The following is a 23,427-nucleotide window of genomic DNA, read 5'->3' as shown; positions in this document are numbered from 1 at the left end:
TCAATCGAACGGGTTCTTGGGCGCGCGCAAGGTCAGGCGTACCGGCACCGTGGCGAAGCCCAGGTCGCGCTTGATGCCATTGATCAGATAGCGACGATAGCTTTCCGGCAGCTGATCGACCCGCGTCCCGAACAGGATGAAGCCCGGCGGGCGGGTCTTCGCCTGGGTCATGTAGCGCAGCTTGATTCGCTTGCCGCCGGGCGCGGGCGGGGGATTGGCCTCGATCGCTTTTTCGAACCAGCGATTGAGCTGGCCGGTCGACACGCGCTTCGACCACGCTTCGCGGGTTTCGTGCGCGACCTGGAGCAGCTGGTCGATGCCGCGTCCGGTCTCGCCCGATACGGTCAGAAGCGGCAGGCCCTTGGCCTGTGCCAGCCCCTCGTCGAGCGCGGCGCGGATACCCTGGAACAGTGATGGCGGATCGGCCGCGACATCCCATTTGCTGAGGGCGACGATCAGCGCACGGCCTTCCTGCAACACCTTGTCGGCGATGCGCAGGTCCTGTGCTTCGAGCCCCAGCGTCGCGTCGAGGAGCAGCACGACGACCTCGGCGAAGTCGACCGCGTGCAGGCCGTCGGCGACCGAGAGCTTCTCCAGCTTGTCCTGCACCTTGGCGCGCTTGCGCATCCCGGCGGTGTCGATCAGCCGGACCGGCCGGACGGTGCCGTCGGGGGCCTTCCAGTCCCAGTCGATCGCGATCGAATCGCGGGTGATCCCGGCTTCGGGGCCGGTGATCATCCGCTGTTCGCCGAGGATCTTGTTGATCAGCGTCGACTTGCCGGCATTGGGCCGGCCAACGATCGCGAGCTTGAGCGGGCCCTCCTCGGCCTCCTCCTCGTCGCCCTCGCCATCCTCGCCCTCGGGCCGGTCGATATAGGGCAGCAGCGCGGTGAACAGGTCGGCGACCCCCTCGCCATGCTCGGCCGACAGCGGCACCGGCTCGCCGAGACCGAGGTTGAACGCCTCATAGACGCCATGTTCGGCGGCTTTGCCCTCGGCCTTGTTGGCGACGACGACGACCGGCGTATCCTCGCCGCGCAACCAGCGGGCGATCTCCTCGTCAAGCGGCATCAGTCCGGCGCGCGCGTCGATCATGAACAGCGCGACGTCGGCGCCTTCCACGGCGGCCTGCGTCTGCGCGCGCATCCGGCCGGGCAGGGTCTGGGGATCGTCGGTCTCGAAACCGGCGGTGTCGATGATCTTGAAATCGACCCCGAGCAGGTTCGCATCGCCCTCACGCCGGTCGCGCGTCACGCCGGGCCGGTCATCGACCAGCGCCAGTTTCTTGCCGACCAGGCGGTTGAACAGCGTCGACTTGCCGACATTGGGACGGCCGACGATCGCGACGATAGGAAGTCTCTTCATCGGGGCCCCTTACAGGGCCCCGACGCTTTTTGTTAGCCCCTCGCTGTCGCTCGGCCTCAAGCGCCGGCGTTCGCATCCGCTCACTTGGCTTTCCTCGCATAAGCTCGGGCGGCCATTCGGCCTTGTGGGACATTGGCATGTCCCGACGCAAAACTCATCGCCGGAGCCTGTTAAGGCTCCGCAAGCGCGAACGCGCGCCCGAGCTTATGCGAGGAAAGCCAAGGCGGGCGGAGGCCCGCCGCCCGTCGTTTGAGGGCGCCGCGGAGCGGCCTACCTATACGCCACAAGCCTGCCGTTATCCGTCAGCACCAGCAGCGTATTGTCCGCCACCACCGGCGCCTGGTAGATCGTCGAGCCGAGCCGGATGCCATTGCCCATCTTGCCATCCTCGATCGCGACGTTGAGCAGGCCGCCTTCGGTGCTGGTCAGGATGAGACGTCCGCCCGCGAGCACGGGCCCCGACCAGCCGATCGGCTTGTTCTTCTTCTTTTCGTTCTTGTAGCCGGGAAGCTGGGTGATCCAGCGAACCTTGCCGCTGTTGCGCGCGATGCAGAGCAGCTTGGCGTCGTCGGTGACGACGAACAGCCATTCGCCTGCGATCCACGGGGTCTTGGTGCCAGCGACGTTGAGCTCCCACAGCCGCTGGCCGGTCAGGATGTCCATCGCCACCATGCGCCCGCCCTGGCCGACCGCATAGACGCGGCCCTGGTCGATCACCGGCGAAGCATCGATATCGACCAGCGAGGCGACCGAGGTGGTGATGCTCGTCCGCGACAGCGAATCCTGCCAAACCGCGCGGCCATTCTCATAACGGTAGGCGGTCAGTTCGCCCGACGAGAAGCCCGCGACGACGGTGCCCTGGCCGATCGCCGGGGCCGCCGCGCCGAACACCGCGGCATTTTCGAGGCTGCCGCTGGCGTTCCACAGCGTCTCGCCATTGCTGTCCTTGAGCGCGAAGAGCTGATTGTCCTGGCTCATCACATAGACATTGCCGCCGCCGACCGACGGCGCGCCGCGCAGCGGACCGCCGGGACGGACCTTCCACAGCTGGTTGCCGGTGCCCGCGTCGAACGCGGCGGCGTCGCCGATGCCGTTCGTCGCATAGACTTTGCCATTGTCATAGCTGACGCCGCCACCGAACAAAGAAGCCTTGTTGTCGGCGCCCACGCCGACGGCACGGGTCCACACCGGCGCGCCGCTCTTCAGGTCGAAGGCGTGGATCACCGCGTTGACGTCGAGCACATAGACCCGGCCGCCGCCGACGACGGGGCCCGCGCCCAGCCGCGCTTTCTTGCTCGATCCGGGGATCTTGCGGTCCCAGGCGACGGCGAGATGCTGGCCAAGCGCGACATGGCCGAGCGACTTGGCGGCGTTGCCGCCGGGCTGCGGCCATTCGGGATTGACCTGCTCGGTCGGCGGAACCACCGGCACGGCCTCCAGCGTCGGATCGATCTCGGCCCCCGATTCGGCGGTGAGCACCGCGACGCGCTGGCCGAGCACCGGGGTCTTGGGCTTCTTGCTGTCGCCGCCTCCGAACAGGCCGCAACCGCTGAGCGTCGTCGTCAGCAGCATGGCCGCGGCCAGGGCGATAAGCTTGCGGTTCATCCAATCAATCCTTGTCGGCGGTAACGGCGCCGACGTCGGCGCCCAGGCTGGTGGCGAGGCGGCCGGCGCGGGCGCGCAGCGGCGCGGGACTATTCGTGTCGCGGGCGACCGCGGCGAGCAGGCGTCCGGCCTCGGCGCCGCGGTTGGCGCGAAGGAGCGCGATCGCGGTCAGCTCGCCCGCGGTGCCGAAATAGGCGTTGCCCGGCACCGCCAGCGGCCGCAGCCGGTCGATAACCTGCTGCGGGGTCAGGCCGTCATATTCGGTCAGCGTCTGGCGGATCAGCGCAAGATCGCGGAACGGCGCGGCGATATCCTCGTCGGCGGCGATTCCGGCATAAAGCGCCGCCGCCGCCTTGGTGTCGCCCTTCTCGATCGCCAGCGCCGCCTTCGCAAACAAGGCGGTCGCCTTATAGCCAGGGCCGCCCTCGGCGATCACCGTTTCGATCTTCTTGCCCGCCTCGGTCTTGCGGCCCGCCTGGATGTCGGCGATCACCGCGTCCATCCGCTCGCTCTGCGCCTCGGCCTGTTTGGTAGTCTGCGCGCGCCAGAACAGGAAGGCGGCGAAGGCCGCCAGCAACAGCCCGACCGCGATCAGCGCGATCCGGCCATAGCGCTGCCACATCGTCTGGATCTGCTCGCGGCGCAGCTCTTCGTCGACTTCGCGCAGAAAGGCTTCTTCGGTAGGCGGCGTCGAGGCCAAGCATCATCTCCAGAACAGGGTCGCCGATCCTCTTAGCGAGGGAGCGAGCGCGGTGCCATAGTCAATAAATACGCCGGATGAACGGGCCTCCGGCCGTACAAATACGTCATCCCCGCGGAGGCGGGGATCCATAACCTCAGAACCGTAAGAGGTTCGAGCTTCAGAGGATATGGATTCCCGCCTGCGCGGGAATGACGATAATCATTTGGGTTGATAGGTTTGATCCACGGTCGGAAAGGCACGCGACCGGACGTCGGCGGCATATTGGGCGGCGGCGCTGTCGATCTCGCCCGCCAGCTGGGCATATTTCTTCACGAAGCGCGGCACCCGGTCGAACATGCCCAGCATGTCGTCGATCACCAGCACCTGGCCGTCGCACTGCGCCGATCCGCCGATGCCGATCGTCGGGATGTCGATCGCCCGCGTCATCTCGATCGCCAGCGGCTCGACCACGCCTTCGACGACCAGCGCAAAAGCCCCCGCCTCCGAGATCGCCTTGGCGTCGCCGATCAGCTTGGCATATTCCTCCTGGCTGCGCCCGCGCGCGCCATAGCCGCCCAGCGCGTTGACCGCCTGCGGGGTGAGCCCGACATGGCCGACCACCGGAATGCCGCGCGCCGACAGGAAGGCGACCGTCTCGGCCATCGCTTCGCCGCCTTCGAGCTTTATCGCCGCCGCGCCGGTCTCCTTCATCACCCGCGACGCCGAGCGGAAGGCCTGTTCGGGGCTCTCTTCATAGGAACCGAACGGCATGTCGATGACGACCAGGCTGTGATAGCTGCCCCGCACCACCGCCGCGCCATGCGCGATCATCATGTCGAGGCTGACCGGCAGGCTCGACGGCAGGCCATAGAGCACCTGGCCCAGGCTGTCGCCGACCAGCAGCATGTCGCAATGCGGATCGAGGATCTGCGCCATGCGGATCGTATAGGCGGTGAGCACCACGATCGGATCCTTGCCCTTGGCATTGCGGATCGCGGGCACGGTGAGCCGCTTCATCGGCGCGGGCGTGGGATTCGCGCGGCTGGTGGCGGTGTCTATTTGAAAGGTGGACATTTTTTGTTTGGCCTCAAGCGCCGGCGGTCACATTCGTGACCTTGGCTATCCTCGCATAAGCTCGGGCGGCCGTTCGGCCTTGCGGGACGCTAACGCGCCCCGGCGCCGATCTCAAGGTCAGCCCTGCCGAGGCTCGAAGAGGCAAGCGCGTGCAGCGCGTCCGAGCGATAGCGAGGAAGCCAAGCAGGGCCGATGCCCTGCGCCCGGCGTTTGAGGGCTCCAACAAAAAACCTCAAATCATCCCCAGCGCAGCCATATAGGTTTCGAGGACCATCGCCTCTTCCTCATGCTCGCCCTTCTTCTTCTTGCGGATCGCGATGAGCTTGCGGACGATCTTGGTGTCGTAGCCGCGGCCCTTCATCTCCGACATCACTTCCTTGATGTCGTCGGCGATGCCCTTCTTTTCCTCTTCGAGGCGCTCGACCCGCTCGACGAACAGGCGGAGCTCCTGCGCCGCGATGCTGCCCTTGTCTTCGGTCGTGTCGGCTTCGGCCATGATTCGCATACCCCGTCAGAATCGCGTGAAGGCGCAGGCTGTAGAGCCAGCCGGGCGACCGCTCAACGGGGAAATCGGCGATGCGGCCAACAATGACAGGAAGGCGACGGAAAGACTTGCGCTCGACCGCGTTGCTCTTACCAAAGGCCGCCTCCTTCGGTCGAATGAGAGGGCAGGAAAGCCATAATGGACAGCCAGATAAGCCCCCGCCAACGCAAGGTGCGCGTGCTCGCCACGCTGGGCCCGGCAAGCGCTTCGCCGGCGATGATCGCCCGGCTGTTCCGCGCCGGCGCCGATGCCTTCCGCATCAACATGAGCCATGGCGCGCATGAGGATAAGGTTCCGATCATCCAGGCGATCCGCGCGATGGAGAAGGAATTCGCCCGCGCGACCACGATATTGTTCGATCTGCAGGGCCCCAAGCTGCGCGTCGGCAAATTCGCCGACGGCATGGCCGAACTGGCGACCGGATCGCGTTTCATCCTCGATCGCGATCCCACGCCTGGAACCGCGAAACGGGTCGAATTGCCGCACAAGGAGATTTTCGAGGCGCTCGAGCCAGGCGCGCGGCTGCTGCTCGACGACGGCAAGCTCGTGCTCCGCGTCCGCACGGTGCGCGACGACCATATCGAGACGCTGGTCGAGGTCGGCGGCGCGCTGTCGAACAGCAAGGGGCTGAACGTGCCCGACGTGATCGTGCCGATGGCGGCGCTGACCGCGAAGGACCGCCGCGACCTCACCTTCGCCTGCGACCATGGCGCCGACTGGATCGCGCTGAGCTTCGTCCAGCGGCCCGAAGACGTGGCGGAGGCGCGCCAGCTGATCGGCGGCAAGGCGGCGCTGCTCGCCAAGATCGAGAAACCGGCGGCGGTCGAGCGGCTTGAGGAGATATTGGAGCTGGCCGACGCGGTGATGGTCGCGCGCGGCGATCTGGGCGTCGAACTGCCGCCCGAGCGGGTGCCGCCGATGCAGAAGCGCATCGTCGAGACCGCGCGGCGGATGGGCCGCCCGGTGGTCGTCGCCACCCAGATGCTCGAATCGATGATCCAGTCGCCCAGCCCGACCCGCGCCGAGGTATCCGACGTCGCGACCGCCATCTATGACGGCGCCGACGCGGTGATGCTCTCCGCCGAATCGGCGAGCGGGCAATGGCCCGAGGAAGCCGTCGCGATGATGAACGCGATCGCCATGTCGGTCGAAAGCGACCCCGGCTATGCCGCCCGGCTCCATTTCACCCAGACCCATCCCGACGCGACCACCGCCGACGCGCTGGCCGAGGCCGCCGCGCAGATCGCCGACACCGTTTCGGCCAGCCTGATCATCTGCTTCACCCTGTCGGGATCGACCGCGCGGCGCATCGCACGCGAGCGGCCTTCGGTGCCGCTGCTGGTGCTGACCCCGAAGCTCGCCACCGCACGGCGCATGGGACTGCTCTGGGGCAGCCACGCGGTCCGCACCCGCGATGTCGCCAGCTTCGAGGAAATGGTCGCCAAGGCCAAGCGCATGGCGCTGCGGCAGGGGCTCGCCCGGGCGGGCGACCGCGTCGTCGTCGTCGCCGGAGTGCCGTTCGGAACGCCGGGATCGACCAATGTCATCCATGTCGTCCGGCTGACCGGCGACGAACTCAAGGGCTATGGCGCCTGACCGGCTCCGACCTGCGCGGGCAGGCGCGGCAGGTCCGAAAAATCACGGCGGTGCCCGGAGAGGGGCAGGCACCGCCGCCTTCGGTCATGCCGAAGATCAGTGTTTCCCGACGCTCGACTCGATACTGACATAGCCGACCACGGCCATGAACAGCGCCGCCGCGACCAGCGGGATGTACAGATAATGGTCACCAAGATAGCTGAGCATGTCGATCGTCCTCGTTGAACGGCCGATCGATGCGCCTGCCTATCCCGGCAAGCTTTGACTCAGATCAAAAAGTCACGAAGCGGGGCGAAAATTCGGCTGCGGCCGATATGGTCTAGAGCAGCCCGAAACCGTGCAGTTCCGCGGCCAGTCCGGGCGCCCCCCGGAACAGATGCCCCCTGATCCCGATCGCCTCCGCCGCGCGGACATTGTCCTCGCGGTCGTCGATGAAGATCGCCTCGGGGCCTTCGAGCCCGAAGCGATCGAGCGCCAGCGCGTAGATCGCCGGATCGGGCTTCATCAGCTTCTCCTCCCCCGACACGACGATGTCGGCGAACAGATCGAAGATCGCCGCCTCACGCGCCCGGAAAGGCGGCCAGAATTCATGGCTGAAATTGGTGATCGCATAGAGCGGCACGCCGCGCGCGTGGAGCGCACGGACGATCTCCACCATGCCCGGCAGCAAGCCAGTGACGGTATCGGAAAAGCGCGGGCCATAGGCGGCGATCGCCTCGGCGAAGCGCGGCCAGGCGGCGATCAGTTCGGCGCTGGTTTCGGCGAAGGGCCTGCCGGCGTCATGCTGGCCGTGCCAGTCCATCGTGACGACATCGCGCAGAAACAGGTCCAGCTCGTGCGCGGGCACGAGCTGTTCGAAGAACTGCCGGATATTCCAGTCGTAAAGCACATTGCCGACATCGAAGATGACGGCGCGTGTGCCGCGCTGCGTGATCAGCCCTGGCGCGCCTTGAAGCGGCGGTTGGTCTTGTTGATCACATAGGTGCGGCCACGACGACGGATCACGCGGTTGTCGCGATGACGGTCCTTCAGGGACTTGAGCGAGTTGCGGATCTTCATGGCTTAACGCGCCTGCTTTCTAAGCTGGTAAGTTGAAAAACGAGGCGCTCCCCTATGGCGGCATGCTCGAGGAGTCAAGCCGTCCCGCGCCATTCCTGCTGCGAATGCACGCGCCCTCCCCTCCTCGTGGGGGAAACCACTGTTCTTCTCCCTCTTGTTCATCGGCTATGCATTAGGGTCAATGCACCCGAACTCATAACTGATGCGTTTCGATGCTGATGCATCGCCGGGAAGGATGAAGAAATGATCGGCAACCATTTGATTTCCAAGGCCCTTCTGATTGGCGCGGCGCTCGCGCTCGCCGGGTGCGCGGCGCAGATGCCCGAGGCCCGCGTCACGCGCTTCCACCTTGGCCAGCCGATCGCCCCCGGCCAGGTCACCGTGGAGCCGCGCGATCCTTCGCTGGCGAAGGATCTCGAATTCCAGAGCTATGCGCGAATCGTTCGCGGCGAACTCGACCGGCTCGGTTTCGGCATCGCGCCCGATCTCGCCAAATCCGAACTGGTCGCGGTGACCGAGGTCAGCCGTTCGTGGCGGCCTTCGGGACAGACGCGCGGGTCGTCGCTGTCGATCGGCCTGGGCGGCGGCAGCGGCGGCGGCTGGCATGGGGGCACCAGCGTCGGCCTCGGTGGATCGGTGAGCTTCCCGATCGGCCGGGCCAAACAGCGCATGGACGTGCTGACCCAGCTGTCGGTCCAGCTCAAGCGCCGCTCGGAAGGCACGGTGATCTGGGAAGGCCGCGCCGAATCGGTCACGCGTGACGGCACCCCTCAGGCAAGCCCCGAAGCGGCGGTCGCGCGGCTCGCAGCGGCGCTGTTCCAGGGCTTTCCCGGCCGGTCGGGCGAGACTATCACGGTGAAATGACCGAACCCCAGATCAGCATCACCAGCGGCTTCGACAGCGGCAACATCGCCATCACCGGCCAGAAGGGTGCCGCCTTCGACCTTGCCATCGTCAAGGACCATCAGTCCGATTTCTACCAGTGGTTCCACTTCCGCCTGACCGGCGCGAAGGGCACACCCGTCAAACTGCGCATCGGCAATGCCGGCGGGTCGGCCTATCCCGACGGCTGGAAGGACTATCAGGCGGTCGCCTCGGCCGACCGGCAGGACTGGTTCCGGGTGCCGACCAGCTATGGCGACGGCGCGCTGACCATCGCTTTCACGCCGGAGCATGACAGCCTCTGGATCGCCTATTTCGCCCCCTATTCGATGGAGCGGCATCATGATCTCGTCGGCCGTGTCGCCGTCACACCCGGCGTAACCCATGAACGGCTCGGCAGCACCCTCGACGGGCAGGATCTCGACCTGCTGACGATCGGCGACGGCCCGAAGCAGGTCTGGTTCTACGCGCGTCAGCATCCCGGCGAATCGATGGCTGAATGGTGGATGGAAGGCGCGCTCGAACGGCTGATCGACGCGCAGGATCCGGTGGCGCGCAGCCTGCGCGGGCGCGCCACCTTCCATATCGTCCCCAACATGAATCCCGACGGCTCACGCCGTGGCCATCTGCGCACCAATGCGGCGGGCGTGAACCTCAACCGCGAATGGCACGGGCCGACGCCCGAGCGGAGCCCCGAAGTGTTCAACGTCCTCGCCCGGATGGACGCGACCGGGGTCGATTTCGCGATGGACGTGCATGGCGACGAGGCGATCCCCTATGTCTTCATCGCTGGTTTCGAAGGGATTCCGAACTGGAGCGAGGAGCAGGGCCGGCTCTATCACCGCTACCGCGACATCCTTGCGCGGCGGACGCCCGATTTCCAGACACGCCACGGCTATCCGGTGGCAGGCAGGGGCAAGGCCAATCTGTCGATGTCGACCAACCAGCTGGCCAACCGTTTCGGCTGCGTGGCGATGACGCTGGAAATGCCGTTCAAGGACAATGTGGACCTGGCCGACCCTCGCCACGGCTGGTCGCCCGAACGATCGAAGAAGCTGGGCGCCGAATGCCTCGGCGCGCTGCACGAGATGCTCGACGAACTGCCGGCGCGCTGACGTTGCGGGGTTGGTTCCGGCCGGGCTGAAACCCTGGGGCGCGGTGCTTTAACGCCCCGCCGCCTGCAAGCTGGTGATCGTGGCGGCATCGATCGGGCTGTCGAAGCGGCACCCGGCCTCGCGGCCATTGGCCCAGACGATATGCGCGTCGACCAGGCCCTTGCCGGGCAGCGCGATCTGGATCGAGGTCTCGGGAGGCAGGTCCTGATAGATCATGAGGCGTGCGCCGCCGCTCGATATGTCGATGACCCGGCAGGGCGAGCGCCCCATGCCCTTGCGCCCGCGCATATCGGTATCGAAGGCGCTGCCGACCCGCGGCGACGCCCGTCGATTGCTGCCGTCCCGTACGACGACTTCCGACGAAAACATACGCTACCTCCCCACACGACCATTTACCGAACGCGGCTATGGCTGATGCTCTAGGTCGTGATCCGGGAAAATACTTAGTCGCGTTGGATGCGCGCATCAACGGGCAATTGCTATCGATTGCGTAATTGCGCATGTTTCGCTGAAGTAACGAATCCGCCGATCAGGCTTCCAGTTCGATGTCCCAGTAGAGCCAGTCGCGCCAGCTCTGGTGGAGATAATGTGGCGGGAAGCTGCGGCCATTTTCCTGAAGCTGCCAGCTTGTCGGCCGGATCGGCGGTTCGAACAGCCGCATGTTCGCCTGGGCCGGGGTGCGCCCGCCCTTGCGCAGGTTGCACGGCGCGCAGGCGGTCGAGACATTCTCCCAGGTCGTCCGCCCGCCCTGCGCGCGCGGGATGACATGGTCAAAGGTCAGGTCCGACGGCGATCCGCAATATTGGCAGCAGAAGCGGTCGCGCAGGAACAGGTTGAAGCGCGTGAAGGCCGGATGCTCCGACTGCTTCACATATTGCCTGAGCGCGATGACCGATGGCAGCCGCATCGCAAAATTGGGGCTGCGCACCTCGCGGTCATATTCGGAGACGATATCGACCCGTTGTAAAAAAACCGCCTTGATAGCGGTTTGCCAGTTCCACAGCGATAATGGGTAATAGCTCAACGGCGTATAGTCGGCGTTGAGCACCAGCGCCGGACAACTGTCCGGATGTCGCATGAGATCGGAGTGGTACATGGACGAACCAGGGCCTCCCGCACGAGATGGAGAGCCCCAACCTGGTCCAGCCGACCTTCCGTTCGCACACCGGAACGCCTATGGCCGAACCGGCCGCGCCCTCGTGGCCACTCTTTCGCCTGAAAGCGTGACATGGGCATGACAGCATTTCCATTGACTCCTCGTCAAGAGTCCGAATGCCCGAAAGCGTAATTTCCCGCTTTGCGCCGAGCCCGACCGGGCGTCTCCACCTCGGCCACGCCTTTTCGGCGCTGTGCGCGCACGATCTGGCGCGGGCGGCGGATGGCGCCTTCCTGCTGCGGATCGAGGACATCGATCCCACCCGCTGCCGCCCCGAGCATGTCGCCGGCATCGTCGAGGATCTGCGCTGGCTCGGGCTTGGCTGGGACGGCGAGCCCGTCTTCCAGTCGCAGCGCCTGCCGCTCTATGCTGGTGCACTGGGCCGGCTGAAGGCAGCGGGGCTCGCCTATCCCTGCTTCTGCACCCGCGCCCGGATCGCCGCCGAGATCGCCGCGAGCGCCGCCGCACCCCACGGGCCCGACGGTCCCATCTATCCCGGCATCTGCCGGACCCTGAGCGAAGGCGAACGCGAAAGCAGGATCGCGGCGGGGGAAGCGCATGCATGGCGGCTCGACGTCGCGAAGGCGGCGGCGGCGGCGGGCGCGCTGCGCTGGCACGACGCGGCGGCAGGCTCGGTCGCGGCGACCCCCGAAATTCACGGCGACGTCGTCCTCGCCCGCAAGGACGCGCCGACCAGCTATCATCTCGCCGTCACCGTCGACGACGCCGCGCAGGGCGTGACCGACGTGGTGCGCGGGCAGGACCTGTTCGCCGCCACCCATGTCCACCGGCTGCTTCAGGCGCTGCTCGGCCTGCCGACGCCGCGCTACCACCATCATCGCCTGCTCACCGGCGAGAATGGCGAGCGCCTCGCCAAGCGCGCGGGATCGCCGACGCTTGCATCGCTGCGCGCGGATGGCACAGACCCGGCAGCGCTGGTGGCGCGGCTGCGCGCGCCGGCCGCCTGAACCGCGGCCAAACCCCCGGAAAAACGGGGCCCTTGCGGCCCGCCGACAAGCAAGACATACATTGCGGCCAGGTGTCGGGGGAAAAAGGGCGGAAAAGCTCGATTCCGGCGCTTTTAGGGTGGTTTTCGCGAGCGGCAAGGGGATGCCGCGGCGCGGGGATCACGGCCTATTGGCTGGAGCGCCGATCCGCACGAGGACGGCGCTTCGGGGAGCGAAGGGAGTTAGGATGCTGATCATACAGGTAGCGATAGGCTGCGGCCTGCTCGCCATATTATACGGGCTGTTCACTAGCCGTCAGGTGCTGGCCGCATCGGCCGGCAACGAGAAGATGCAGGATATCGCCGCGGCCATCCAGGAAGGCGCGAGCGCCTATCTCGGCCGCCAATATCGCACCATCGCCATCGTCGGCGTGATCGTCGCGGCGCTGGTCTTCTATTTCCTCGGTCTGACCTCGGCGGTCGGCTTCGTCATCGGCGCGCTGCTTTCGGGCGTCGCGGGCTATGTCGGCATGAACATCTCGGTCCGCGCCAATGTGCGCACCGCCGAGGCCGCGCGCACCAGCCTGCAGAGCGGCCTGACCGTCGCCTTCCGCGCGGGCGCGGTCACCGGCGTTCTCGTCGCCGGCCTCGCGCTGCTCGCGATCGCGGTGTTCTTCTGGTATTTGACCGGCCCGCGCGGTCATGCGCCCAATGAGCGGATCGTCATCGACGCGCTCGTTGCGCTGGCGTTCGGCGCGTCGCTGATCTCGATCTTCGCGCGTCTCGGCGGCGGCATCTTCACCAAGGCCGCCGACGTCGGCGCCGATCTGGTGGGCAAGGTCGAAGCCGGCATTCCCGAGGACGACCCCCGCAACCCCGCCACCATCGCCGACAATGTCGGCGACAATGTCGGCGATTGCGCCGGCATGGCGGCCGACCTGTTCGAGACCTATGTCGTCACCGTCGGCGCCACCATGGTCCTCACCGCGCTGCTCGTCGCGGGCGACGCCGCGTGGATCGGCAAGCTGATGTCGCTGCCGCTGCTGATCGGCGGCGTCTGCATCGTCACCTCGATCATCGGCACCTATATGGTCCGCCTCGGCGCGAACCAGTCGATCATGGGCGCGCTGTACAAGGGCTTCTGGACCACCGCGATCCTGTCGATCCCGGCTATCTACCTCGCCACCGACTGGGTGCTCGGCGGCGTCGATGGCTTGATCGGCGTGGGGGATACCAGCTTCCCGGCGATCAACCTCTTCTATTCTGCACTCGTCGGCCTGGCCGTCACCGGCCTGCTGGTGTGGATCACCGAATATTATACCGGCACCAACTATCGCCCGGTCCGCTCGATCGCGAAGTCGTCCGAAACCGGCCATGGCACCAACGTCATCCAGGGCCTGGCGATCAGCCTGGAGTCGACCGCGCTGCCGACGATCGTGATCTGCGTCGGCATCGTCGTCGCCTATCAGCTCGCCGGCCTGATCGGCATCGCCTTCGCGGCGACCGCGATGCTCGCGCTGGCGGGCATGGTCGTGGCGCTCGACGCCTATGGTCCGGTCACCGACAATGCCGGCGGCATCGCCGAAATGGCAGGCCTCGACGATAGCGTGCGCGTCAAGACCGACGCGCTCGACGCGGTAGGCAACACCACAAAGGCGGTCACCAAGGGCTATGCGATCGGTTCGGCGGGCCTCGCCGCACTGGTGCTGTTCGGCGCCTACACGACCGACCTCAACCTCTACTTCCCCGATCTCGCGGTCGATTTCTCGCTGAGCAATCCGTACGTCATCGTCGGCCTGCTGCTCGGCGCGCTGCTGCCGTACATCTTCGGGGCGTTCGGCATGACCGCGGTCGGCCGCGCGGCGGGCGCGGTGGTCGAGGAAGTGCGCGCGCAGTTCCGGGATAATCCGGGCATCATGGCCGGTACCAGCCGTCCCAACTATGCCCGCACCGTCGATCTCGTCACCAAGGCGGCGATCAAGGAGATGATCGTCCCGTCGCTGCTGCCGGTGCTCGCGCCGGTCGTCGTCTACTTCGTCATCACCCAGGTCGCGGGCCAGGCGAACGGCTTCGCGGCCCTGGGCGCGCTGCTGCTCGGCGTGATCGTCTCGGGCCTGTTCGTCGCCATCTCGATGACCTCGGGCGGCGGCGCATGGGACAACGCCAAGAAATATATCGAGGACGGCAACCATGGCGGCAAGGGATCGGAAGCCCATAAGGCAGCCGTGACCGGCGATACCGTCGGCGATCCCTATAAAGACACCGCCGGCCCCGCCGTGAACCCGATGATCAAGATCACCAACATCGTCGCCCTGCTGCTGCTCGCAGCGCTGGCGCACGCCGCGATGTGATCTGATCCCGCATTGTCGGATCTACGCCCGTCCGGAGCGATCCGGGCGGGCTTTTTTCTTTGCCGCGCCGAAGCCATGCGGAAGCGCCTTGCATCGAAACGGCAAATAGTGCGTTTGGTTCGGTCGAACCGTTCGGATACCGGGGCCATATGGCGCATCTCCAGCAGGAGACATTGGAGAGCATCTTTCCCGGCCATTCGGAGATGGCGCAGCGCATGCGCGCGCATGACTGGGCCGCCACCCCGCTCGGCGATCCGCTGCTCTGGCCCGATGGCCTCAAAATCCCGCTGCGCATGCTGCTCACCTCGCGTTTCGAGATGTGGCTCGGCTGGGGCGACGATCTCCGCTTCTTCTACAACGACGCCTATATCCCGACCCTCGGCCTCAAGCATGGCGGCGCGCTCGGACAGCCCTTTCACCAGGTATGGGCGGAGGTCTATGCCGACGTCGCCGACCAGGTCGCGCATGTCCGCGCCGGCGAAGCGACATGGAACAAGGCGCTGCTCCTGCTGCTCGAACGCAGCGGCTATCCCGAGGAGACCTATCACAGCTTTTCCTACAGCCCGCTCTACGACGGTCCGGGCCGGGTCGGCGGCATGCTGTGCGTGGTGAGCGAGGAAACCGAGCGCGTGATCGGCGAGCGCCGCCTCGAAACGCTGCGCGGGCTCGGCATGCGGCTGGTCGGCGTCGGCAGCCGGGACGAGGTGCGCCGTGCCCTGTGCGACGTGTTCGAAGATAATCCCTATGATTTTCCCTTCGTGCTGCTCGCGCTCGACCATGGCGGCGAAACCGAGATGCTGGCATGCTCCGCAGCTGCGGTTCCGCTCGCCGATCATCGCTGGCCCGATGGGCTGCTTCCGGCCGAACATGCGGTCTGCTTCGCGCTCGATCCCGAACATGACTGGCCGCGCGGCGGCTGGTCGGTCGCGCCGTGCGAGGCGATGGCACTGCCCGTGCCCGGCATCGGCGATCAGCCGCCTTTCGGGACGCTGATCTTCGCGCTCAATCCCCATCGCCGCGGCGATCCGGAGATTGCGGACTTCGCCCGCCTCATCGCCGGACAGCTCAGCGGCGCGCTCGCCAATGTCTCGGCGCTCGATGCCGAACGCCGCCGCGCCGACCGCATCTGGTCGCACAGCCGCGATCTGATCATCGTCGTCGACGCCGACAGCGTGTTCCGCGCGGTCACACCGTCCTGGACCACGATCCTCGGCCATGCCCCCGAAGACGTCGTCGGCCGCCGTTTCGCCGACTTCGTCGTTCCCGAGGATCTCGCCGGAAGCCTCGCGGCGCTGGCGAAGGCGCTCGGCGAAGCCGACCTGACCGGTTATGAAAGCCGCTTCCGCACCATCGACGGCGGCTTCCGCTGGCTCTCCTGGCACACCGCGATGGAGGATGGTCTGGTCTATGCCTATGGGCGCGACATCACCGATCAGAAGAACAACGCCGCGGCGCTCGCCGCCGCCGAGGACGCGTTGCGCCAGGCGCAGAAGATGGAGGCGGTGGGCCAGCTGACCGGCGGCATCGCGCACGACTTCAACAATCTGCTGACCGGCATCATCGGCTCGCTCGAACTGATGCGGCGCAAGGCCGCGCGCGGGCTGACCGCCGATGTCGAGCGTTACGCCGAAGCCGCCACCGTCTCCGCCGAGCGTGCCGCCGCGCTGACCCAGCGGCTGCTCGCCTTTTCGCGCCGCCAGCCGCTCGATCCGAAGCTGGTCGAACCGGCGGCGCTCATCGCCGGCATGGCCGATCTGATCCACCAGTCGGTCAGCGAGACGATAAGGGTAAGGCTCGATCCGCCGGCGGACCGCTGGGTGACGCGGTGCGACCCGCACCAGCTCGAAAGCGCGGTGCTCAACCTCGTGATCAACGCGCGCGACGCGATGCCCGGCGGCGGCGATCTCAGCATCATTGTCGGCGCCATTGCGATCGGCCCGGGCGACGCCCCGATCGACCAACCGGCCGCGCCGGGCGATTACGTCACCATCGCCGTGCGCGATACCGGCCACGGCATGACCGCCGACGTGGCCGACAAGGTGTTCGAACCTTTCTTCACGACGAAGGCGATCGGCGCGGGCACGGGGCTGGGCCTGTCGATGATCTATGGCTTCGCGCGGCAATCGGCAGGCTTCGTCACGATCGAGACCATGGTCGGCGCGGGCACCACCGTCACGCTCTGCCTGCCGCGGGCATCGGGCGAAGCGGCGGCAACGGGGCGGCGCCAGGATGCGGACTTCGGCCGTGCGACGCGGGGCGGCAGGATCGTCGTCGTCGAGGACGAGGCCTCGGTCCGCGCGGTGATCGTCGATGCATTGCAGGAAGCCGGTTATGAGGTGCTCGAGGCCATCGACGGCCCGTCCGGCCTCGCATTGCTGCGCGATATCGGCCATGTCGATCTGCTGCTGACCGACGTGGGCCTGCCGGGTCTCGACGGCCGCAAGCTCGCCGAGGCCGGACGCGCGATCGATCCGTCGCTCCGGATATTGTTCGTCACCGGCTACGCCCATCGCGCGACCGGCGATGACGAATGGCTGATGCCGGGGATGGCGATGCTGACCAAACCCTTCGCCGTCGACGGCCTGGTCGAGCGCGTCCGGCTCATGCTCGAACGGGATCGTCCCAGGCTCGATTAGCAAATCGGCGGGGTCATGGCTCCGGATCGGCGGTGCCGCGTTATCGCGCCATGGCACGCGCCCTGAAAGTCTTCCGGACCTCGACCGGTTTCCACGACGCCTATGTCGCCGCGCCGAGCCGGGCGGCGGCGCTCCGCGCATGGGGCAGCGATCAAGACCTGTTTGCGCGCGGCGCCGCCGAGCAGATCGACGATCCGCGCCTGATGGCCGAACCGCTGGCCCATCCGGGCGTGGTGATCCGCACGTCGCGCGGATCGCTCGAAGATCAGCTCGCCGCCCTGCCGGAGGACCGACCCCGGCCGAAACCCGCCGCGTCCATCGCGGAGGCGCCGAGCGCAGCGCCCAGCCCCCGGCCGGGAACCAGGCCGAAAAAGCCCAGGCCGCGGCCAAGCCGCGCCAGACTCGACCGCGCCGAAGCCGCGATCGATCGGCTGGTGGGCGATCAGCGCGCTGCGCTTGCCGAACTGGCCGATCGCGAGGCGGCGCTGCGTCGCGAGCGCCATGATCTTGAAGCGCGGCACCACAGGGCGCGCGCGAAGGCGGAGGCGGCCGCCGGGAAGGCCAGGGCCGCCTACGACGCCGCGCTGGAGCGCTGGCGAGCCGGGGACTGACCGCGGCGTCCGGTACGGTAAGTAGCGCCTGAGCAATCTCTCTACCGAGCTGTGGGCGCTGCCCTATCCGGCTGGCCAATGTCCTTTCCGAGCGCGTCGCGGATCGCGCGGATCTTCGCGTCGGTCAGACGCTCGATGCAGACGAAATCGGCTCGCGCCTGGTCGAGCCGTTGCAGATGGTTACGGCGAAGATGCTGTAAAATGCCACACCGCCTCCCATATCCGCGCCATGCGGACACCTTATATCCTCGCGTTCGGCGACAGCCTCGTCGAAGGCTATGGCTTGCGCCGTGAACAAGCCTTTCCCGCCCGGCTCCAGGCAGCGCTGTGCCCGGACTTCCCCGACGTGCGGGTCGACAATGCCGGCCTGTCAGGCGACATCAGCGCAGGCGCGCTTGCCCGGCTGCCGCGCGTGCTGAGCGGCCTCACGGCGAAGCCCGATCTCGCCATCGTCGAATTGGGCGCGAACGACCTGATCCGAGGCATCCCGCTCCCGCGCACCGCCGCAAATCTCGACGCGATCGTCGGCGAAATCGTCCGCTGCGATATCGCGGTGCTGCTCGCCAGAATGGAGGCGCCCGCGCTGCTCGGCCGCTTCGGTCAGCGCTGCAGCGCCATCTATGGCGAGATCGCCGCGCGCCACGGGGTCGGCGTGCATCCCTTCTTCCCGCCGGGCGTGTTCGCCAATCCGGCGTTGTGCCTGCCGGACCGCATCCACCCCAATGCGCTCGGCGTCGACCGCATCGCGCGCGCCTTCGCCCCGGCCGTCCGCGCCGTGCTGGCCCGGCCGGACGGCGATGTAGCATATGCTACATCCTGCTGATCGACCGTCGGCAACCTAACGAATCGCGATGCGTTTTGCTGGCATCTCAAGAGGATAGGATAGGACGATGTCCAAGCGCGAATTGATCGATACCGGCACTGACAAGCGCTATGTGCGGCGCGACGAGCAGGGGCGGTTCGCCGAATCCGACGATGTCGGCCGGTCGCTGTCGGCCGACCAGCGGCGGCAGGCCAAGACCGCCGCGAAGCCCGGACAGGGCGACAGGGGCGATCGCAAGCGATGATCGGTTGCGGCGCGGACTCAGTCCGCGCCCTTCTTGCGGATCAGATAACGGTAGACGCCGACCACGTTGATCACGAACAGCAGGACATTCTGCCAGCCAATTCCCTTCGCCTCGGGGTTCAGGAAACCCCAGGCGATCAGCGCGATCGACGAGGTCACGAAGATGACGAAGCCGAATCCCGTCCAGCGGCGGCCCAGGTCGAGCGAAACGATCAGCGCGGCGATCGCCCCGGCGGCGGCGCCATAATATTGCAGCGCCGTGGTCAGCATGGCGGATGTCCCTGTTCCCTATGGATATTTTGTCCAACCGCCGGTTGCCCCGTAGGTTCCGGCCATGGACTTTCGTCAAAAGTCCTGAATATAGTCAGCTTTCCGAAAGCATTACGGGCGCAAGGCGCGAGCGGCTGCCGTTGCGCAGCCGTTTCGACGGGCCGGACGCATGCACGAAAAGCCGATCTTCTTCGATGCCTCGGGCCGGCGGCGGCGGCGTTTCGCACTGGCGGTCGGGGCTTTCATCCTGCTCCTGATCCTGTCCGCGGCGGCCTTTTTCGGGTCGATCGTCGCGGTGGCGCCCCAGCCGCCGCTTCCCTTCGAGGTCGAGCGGCCGGCGATCTCACCGCTGACGCATGACCGTGCGGGTCGCGGCCTCGCGGCGGAAAGCGCACGCCATGTCGGGCATCTCTGGCGTGATTTCCGCCACCTGATCGGCGCGGGCCGCGCCGTGCATGGCCAGCCGTCCGTCAGCTATGCCTTTCACGCCCCGTGGGACGACGCCTCCGCCGCGTCGCTCGCGCGCCATGCCGGCGATGTCGACTGGGTGATCCCCGGCTGGATATCGATCACCGGCTCCGCGCATCAGGTCCGTCTCATCGCCGATTCACGTGGCCGATCGATCATCAGCCATACACCGCACCGCCCGAAGCTGATGCCGATGGTGCAGAATGCCGAGAACGGCGTCTGGGACGGGCACGGGATCGCCGCGATGCTCGCCGATCCGGCGGCGTCAAACGCGGCGATCGGCCGGATTGCAGCGCTGCTCGCCCGCGACCAGGCGAGCGGGGTGATGTTCGATTTCGAACAGCTGCCGCCCTCGGCGCACTCCGCCTATCGCGCTTTCCTGGCCCGCGCCCGCGCCCGGCTGCCCGGCATGACGATCGCGATCGCGGTGCCCGTCGGCGATCCGTCCTGGGACCTGAAGGCCTATGCCCGGGTCGTCGACCGGCTGTTCCTGATGGCCTATGACGAGCATTCGGAGGCCGGCGACCCCGGCCCGATCGCCTCGCGCCCCTGGTTCGCCGACATGGTCGCGCGAACGGCGCGCGGCCTGCCCCCCGAAAAGATCGTCGTCGCGCTGGGCGCCTATGCCTATGACTGGAAGCAGGGCGGCGGCGTCGACGCGCATTCGATCGAGGAAGCGTGGCTGACCGCGCGCGAGAGCGGGGTGACTCCGCGCTTCGACCGGCTCAGCGGCAACAGCAGCCTCGCTTATTCGGATGGCGGCGTCCGCCACGACGTCTGGCTGCTCGACGCCGCGGCGATGCACGGCCAGATTGCCGCATTGAACCTGATGGGGCTTCACGCCGTCGCGCTGTGGCGGCTCGGCACCGAGGACCCGTCGGTCTGGACGATGTTCGGCCGCCACCGCGCCTTGCCCGCCGCCAGCGCGATCGAGAAGATCCCGGCGGGCACCAATGTCGATATCGAAGGCTCGGGCGAGATATTGCGGATCGGCGCGCAGCCGGTGCCCGGCCACCGCAGCGTCACCACCGATCGCAGCGGCGCGATCACCGCCGTCCGCTTCGACCAGCTGCCGACCCCCTGGACGATCGAGCGCACCGGCTATCGCCCGCGTCAGATCGCGCTGACCTTCGACGACGGGCCCGATCCGGTATGGACCGCGAAGATCCTCGACATCCTCAAAGCCGAGAAGGCGCCCGCCACCTTCTTCATCGTCGGCGAGAACGCGCTGACCCAGCGCGCGCTGCTCGATCGCGAGATCGCCGAGGGGCATGAGGTGGGCAGCCACACCTACACCCACCCCAATCTCGCCGAGGCGAACGCGCGGGAGACCGCGCTCGAGCTCAACGCCACCCAGCGGCTGTTCCAGGCCTATACCGGCCATTCGCTGCGGCTGTTCCGCGCGCCCTATTTCGGCGATGCCGAGCCGACCACCGCCGACGAGATCGGCCCCGTCGCCGAGGCGCAGGCGCGCGGCTATCTCTCGGTCGGCCTGCATGTCGATCCCGACGACTGGAAGCGGCCCGGCGTGAGCGAAATCGTCCGCCGCACCATAGCCGGGGTCGAACGTGGCGGGCCCGACTATTCGGGCAATATCGTCCTGCTCCACGATTCGGGCGGTGATCGCGCGCAGACCGTGGCGGCGCTGCCGATCCTGATCCGCGAACTGCGCGCGCGCGGCTATCAGCTGGTCACCGTCTCGAACCTCGCGGGCCTGCCTGCATCGGCGGTCAATCCGCCGATCTCCAAGAGCGACCGCCTCGCCGCCGAGACCGATCTGGCGCTGTTCAGCACGCTCGGCGGCTTGACGATAGCGCTCAAATGGCTTTTCCTCGTCGCGATCAGCCTCGGCATCGCCCGCGCGGTGCTGCTCTCCGGCCTCGCGCTGGCGCAGGCGCGGCGCGAGGGGCGGACGATCTTCCCGCCGATCGATCCCGATCGCTTCGTCACCGTCCTCATTCCGGCCTTCAACGAGGAGCGGGTGATCGAACGCTCGGTGCGCCGCGTGCTCGACAGCCGCGACGTCCGAGTCGAGGTCATCGTGATCGACGACGGCTCGAAGGACCGCACCAGCGCGATCGTCGCCGAGACTTTCGCCGACGACCCGCGCGTCCGGCTGCTGACGCTGGAAAATGGTGGCAAGGCGCGCGCGCTCAACCGCGCGCTGGCGCTGGTACGCAGCGACATCGTCATCGCGCTCGACGCCGACACCCAGTTCGAACCGGCGACGATCGCCCGGCTCGCGCGCTGGTTCGCCGACCCGAAGCTCGGCGCGGTCGCGGGCAACGCCAAGGTCGGCAACCGGGTCAACCTCGTCACCCGCTGGCAGGCGCTCGAATATATCAGCGCCCAGAATCTCGAGCGGCGAGCGCTGGCCCGGCTCGACGCGATCACCGTGGTGCCCGGCGCGGTCGGGGCGTGGCGGCTGGCCGCGATCAACGCGGTCGGCGGTTATCCGCCTGACACGCTCGCCGAGGACCAGGACCTGACGATCGCGATCCAGCGCGCCGGCTGGACGGTCGGCTATGACCAATATGCGGTGGCGTGGACCGAAGCCCCCGAGAGCGTCGCCGCGCTGGCCAAGCAGCGCTTCCGCTGGGCCTATGGCACGTTGCAATGCCTGTGGAAGCATCGCGGCGCGATCCGCGCAGGCCAGCCGAAGGGCCTCGCCCGCATCGGCCTGCCCCAGGCGGTGCTGTTCCAGATATTGCTGGCGATGATCTCCCCGGTGATCGATCTCGCTTTGGTCCTCAGTCTGATCGGCACCTGGTTCGAGGTGCAGGCGCATGGCTGGGACCAGACCCAGGGCGATGTCGGGCGGATGCTGACCTATTGGCTGGTGTTCACCGCGATCGACCTGCTCGCCGCGGTCATCGCCTTCGCGCTCGAACGGCGCGAGAAGTGGCGGCTGCTCTGGCTGCTGATCCCGCAGCGGATCGGCTATCGCCAGATCATGTATTATGTCGTGCTGAAGGCGATCGCCCAGGCGCTGCGCGGCCCCCGCGTCGGCTGGGGCAAGCTGGAGCGATCGGGCCGGGTGAGCGCTACCTGAAATCCTCCCTGTCGCAAACGAGGGGGGCTTTTGGACGGGCTATCCTTCTGCCGCCGCACCGGGCATAAGTGCATCCACTATGCCCAGCCCCCGCCCCGTCGTCCGTGCCGCCCGCCCCGTCCCCGCCCGTCACGGCAGCCAGTTCGAGGCGCTACGGATCGGCGGGCAGATTTTCGGGGCCGAGGCCGACCCCTGGCTCAACCTCGACCATTTCCGCATGGCCGGGCCGACCTTTCCGCCGCATCCGCATGCCGGCTTTTCGGCGGTCACCTATATCCTGCCCGAATCGCCCGGCGCGATGGCCAACCGCGACAGCCGGGGCGACCGCAGCCTGATCGGCCCCGGCGCGATCCACTGGACCGCGGCGGGCAGCGGCATCGTTCATGAGGAGATACCGGCGGTCGAAGGGACGGTCACCGAAGGCTTCCAGATCTTCATCCGCCAGCCGGTCGCGCAGGAGGGCCTGCCGCCCGACATAGCCCATGTCGAGTCCGCCGCCGTGCCGGTCCTGCCGCTTCCCGGCGGGTCGGCGCGGGTGATCGCGGGCGGCGACGCGCCCTTTGCGACGCCGAGCCCGCTGACCATGCTCGATGTGACCCTGGCCGAAGGCGCGCGCTTCGACTGGGCTCCGCCCGCAGGACAGAGCTCGCTCGCGCTCTACCTGTTCGAAGGGGCGCTGGCGATCGACGGGCTGGCCGAACCGGTCACCGCCCCCGCAATCGTCGTCTTCGCCCCCGGCGACGGCGCGCTCGGCCTGACCGTGACCGACGGGACGGCGCGGCTGCTGGTGATGGCGGGCGTGCCGCTTGCGGCGCCCAGCGTCAGCAACGGGCCGTTCGTCCTCTCCTCCCCCGCCGCGATCGAGGCGGCGGTCAGCCGCTACCGCAGTGGCGCGATGGGTAATCTGCCGCCCGATTGGGGATGACGGGGGGCGGGCGGGTTGACTTGC

General features: G+C 67.4%; 21 protein-coding genes. 11 read left to right on the top strand and 10 right to left on the bottom strand.

What is annotated here, in order from left to right:
* The 5 genes from der to ASE00_RS19325 all read right to left on the bottom strand — a co-directional run bounded on the left by der (position 1) and on the right by ASE00_RS19325 (position 5,222).
* Complete coding sequence (der, locus tag ASE00_RS19345) at positions 1–1,365, bottom strand: ribosome biogenesis GTPase Der (protein ID WP_056383334.1); 1,365 nt, start codon at positions 1,363–1,365, stop codon at positions 1–3.
* 270 nt (positions 1,366–1,635) lie between these two features.
* Complete coding sequence (locus ASE00_RS19340; protein WP_056383333.1) at positions 1,636–2,970, bottom strand: PQQ-like beta-propeller repeat protein; 1,335 nt, start codon at positions 2,968–2,970, stop codon at positions 1,636–1,638.
* Positions 2,971–2,974: 4 nt separating this feature from the next.
* Positions 2,975–3,670, bottom strand: coding sequence for a tetratricopeptide repeat protein (locus ASE00_RS19335; RefSeq protein ID WP_056383332.1), 696 nt, complete (start codon positions 3,668–3,670; stop codon positions 2,975–2,977).
* A 201-nt stretch (positions 3,671–3,871) separates the two neighbouring features.
* Positions 3,872–4,726 (bottom strand): 3-methyl-2-oxobutanoate hydroxymethyltransferase, encoded by an 855-nt coding sequence (gene panB / locus ASE00_RS19330; protein ID WP_056383331.1) that lies wholly within the window; start codon positions 4,724–4,726, stop codon positions 3,872–3,874.
* 232 nt (positions 4,727–4,958) lie between these two features.
* On the bottom strand, positions 4,959–5,222 hold the full coding sequence (locus ASE00_RS19325; RefSeq protein ID WP_056383330.1) for a DUF2312 domain-containing protein: 264 nt from the start codon (positions 5,220–5,222) through the stop codon (positions 4,959–4,961).
* A 186-nt stretch (positions 5,223–5,408) separates the two neighbouring features.
* On the opposite strand from ASE00_RS19325, the gene pyk reads away from it, so the two are divergent.
* Positions 5,409–6,866: a pyruvate kinase gene (gene pyk, locus ASE00_RS19315; protein WP_056383328.1), complete on the top strand. Its 1,458-nt coding sequence runs from the start codon at positions 5,409–5,411 to the stop codon at positions 6,864–6,866.
* Between the two features lie 319 nt (positions 6,867–7,185).
* Here the strand turns inward: pyk and ASE00_RS19310 are convergent, their stop codons facing one another.
* Both ASE00_RS19310 and ykgO read right to left on the bottom strand, forming a co-directional pair.
* Positions 7,186–7,800, bottom strand: coding sequence for an HAD family hydrolase (locus ASE00_RS19310; RefSeq protein ID WP_414819866.1), 615 nt, complete (start codon positions 7,798–7,800; stop codon positions 7,186–7,188).
* Positions 7,800–7,925, bottom strand: a complete 126-nt coding sequence (gene ykgO, locus ASE00_RS19305; protein WP_003046794.1) for a type B 50S ribosomal protein L36 — start codon at positions 7,923–7,925, stop codon at positions 7,800–7,802. Before ykgO ends, ASE00_RS19310 begins: the two co-directional genes overlap by 1 nt.
* A gap of 243 nt (positions 7,926–8,168) precedes the next feature.
* Here ykgO and ASE00_RS19300 point away from each other — a divergent pair, with 243 nt between their 5' ends.
* Both ASE00_RS19300 and ASE00_RS19295 read left to right on the top strand, forming a co-directional pair.
* The gene (locus ASE00_RS19300) at positions 8,169–8,789 is read left to right on the top strand and encodes a DUF4136 domain-containing protein (protein ID WP_056383326.1); all 621 of its coding nucleotides are present in this window, start codon (positions 8,169–8,171) and stop codon (positions 8,787–8,789) included.
* Positions 8,786–9,922, top strand: coding sequence for a M14-type cytosolic carboxypeptidase (locus ASE00_RS19295; RefSeq protein ID WP_056383325.1), 1,137 nt, complete (start codon positions 8,786–8,788; stop codon positions 9,920–9,922). The genes ASE00_RS19300 and ASE00_RS19295 overlap by 4 nt, the downstream gene beginning before the upstream one ends.
* A gap of 48 nt (positions 9,923–9,970) precedes the next feature.
* Here the strand turns inward: ASE00_RS19295 and ASE00_RS19290 are convergent, their stop codons facing one another.
* Both ASE00_RS19290 and ASE00_RS19285 read right to left on the bottom strand, forming a co-directional pair.
* Complete coding sequence (locus ASE00_RS19290) at positions 9,971–10,291, bottom strand: PilZ domain-containing protein (protein WP_056383324.1); 321 nt, start codon at positions 10,289–10,291, stop codon at positions 9,971–9,973.
* A gap of 160 nt (positions 10,292–10,451) precedes the next feature.
* Entirely contained in the window at positions 10,452–11,018 is a 567-nt protein-coding gene (locus tag ASE00_RS19285; RefSeq protein ID WP_056383323.1) for an HNH endonuclease, read from the bottom strand.
* A gap of 176 nt (positions 11,019–11,194) precedes the next feature.
* Between ASE00_RS19285 and gluQRS the strand changes: the two genes are divergently transcribed.
* The 6 genes from gluQRS to ASE00_RS23915 all read left to right on the top strand — a co-directional run bounded on the left by gluQRS (position 11,195) and on the right by ASE00_RS23915 (position 18,689).
* Positions 11,195–12,046, top strand: coding sequence for a tRNA glutamyl-Q(34) synthetase GluQRS (gene gluQRS / locus ASE00_RS19280; RefSeq protein ID WP_056383322.1), 852 nt, complete (start codon positions 11,195–11,197; stop codon positions 12,044–12,046).
* Between the two features lie 226 nt (positions 12,047–12,272).
* Positions 12,273–14,375 carry a sodium-translocating pyrophosphatase gene (locus ASE00_RS19275; protein ID WP_056383321.1) on the top strand — a complete coding sequence of 701 codons (2,103 nt, stop codon included), beginning with the start codon at positions 12,273–12,275 and terminating at the stop codon, positions 14,373–14,375.
* A gap of 149 nt (positions 14,376–14,524) precedes the next feature.
* Positions 14,525–17,011, top strand: a complete 2,487-nt coding sequence (locus ASE00_RS19270; RefSeq protein ID WP_056383320.1) for a PAS domain-containing protein — start codon at positions 14,525–14,527, stop codon at positions 17,009–17,011.
* Between the two features lie 50 nt (positions 17,012–17,061).
* Positions 17,062–17,622, top strand: coding sequence for a hypothetical protein (locus ASE00_RS19265; protein WP_056383319.1), 561 nt, complete (start codon positions 17,062–17,064; stop codon positions 17,620–17,622).
* A gap of 229 nt (positions 17,623–17,851) precedes the next feature.
* On the top strand, positions 17,852–18,445 hold the full coding sequence (locus tag ASE00_RS19260) for an arylesterase (protein ID WP_056383318.1): 594 nt from the start codon (positions 17,852–17,854) through the stop codon (positions 18,443–18,445).
* Positions 18,446–18,512: 67 nt separating this feature from the next.
* The gene (locus ASE00_RS23915) at positions 18,513–18,689 is read left to right on the top strand and encodes a hypothetical protein (protein ID WP_200957971.1); all 177 of its coding nucleotides are present in this window, start codon (positions 18,513–18,515) and stop codon (positions 18,687–18,689) included.
* A gap of 17 nt (positions 18,690–18,706) precedes the next feature.
* On the opposite strand, the gene ASE00_RS19255 is transcribed toward ASE00_RS23915, so the two are convergent.
* Positions 18,707–18,958 carry a hypothetical protein gene (locus ASE00_RS19255; protein WP_056383317.1) on the bottom strand — a complete coding sequence of 84 codons (252 nt, stop codon included), beginning with the start codon at positions 18,956–18,958 and terminating at the stop codon, positions 18,707–18,709.
* A 169-nt stretch (positions 18,959–19,127) separates the two neighbouring features.
* Between ASE00_RS19255 and ASE00_RS19250 the strand changes: the two genes are divergently transcribed.
* Both ASE00_RS19250 and ASE00_RS19245 read left to right on the top strand, forming a co-directional pair.
* Positions 19,128–22,478 (top strand): glycosyltransferase, encoded by a 3,351-nt coding sequence (locus tag ASE00_RS19250; RefSeq protein ID WP_056383316.1) that lies wholly within the window; start codon positions 19,128–19,130, stop codon positions 22,476–22,478.
* Between the two features lie 79 nt (positions 22,479–22,557).
* A complete protein-coding gene (locus tag ASE00_RS19245) occupies positions 22,558–23,403 on the top strand; it encodes a pirin family protein (protein ID WP_056383315.1) in 846 nt (281 codons plus the stop codon).
* The last annotated feature ends 24 nt before the right edge of the window (positions 23,404–23,427 follow it).

It is taken from the genome of Sphingomonas sp. Root710 (genome assembly GCF_001429065.1).
Taxonomy (GTDB): domain Bacteria; phylum Pseudomonadota; class Alphaproteobacteria; order Sphingomonadales; family Sphingomonadaceae; genus Rhizorhabdus.
The sequence above is the reverse complement of the archived record's forward strand: the minus strand, read 5'-3'. Positions and strand labels throughout refer to the sequence as shown.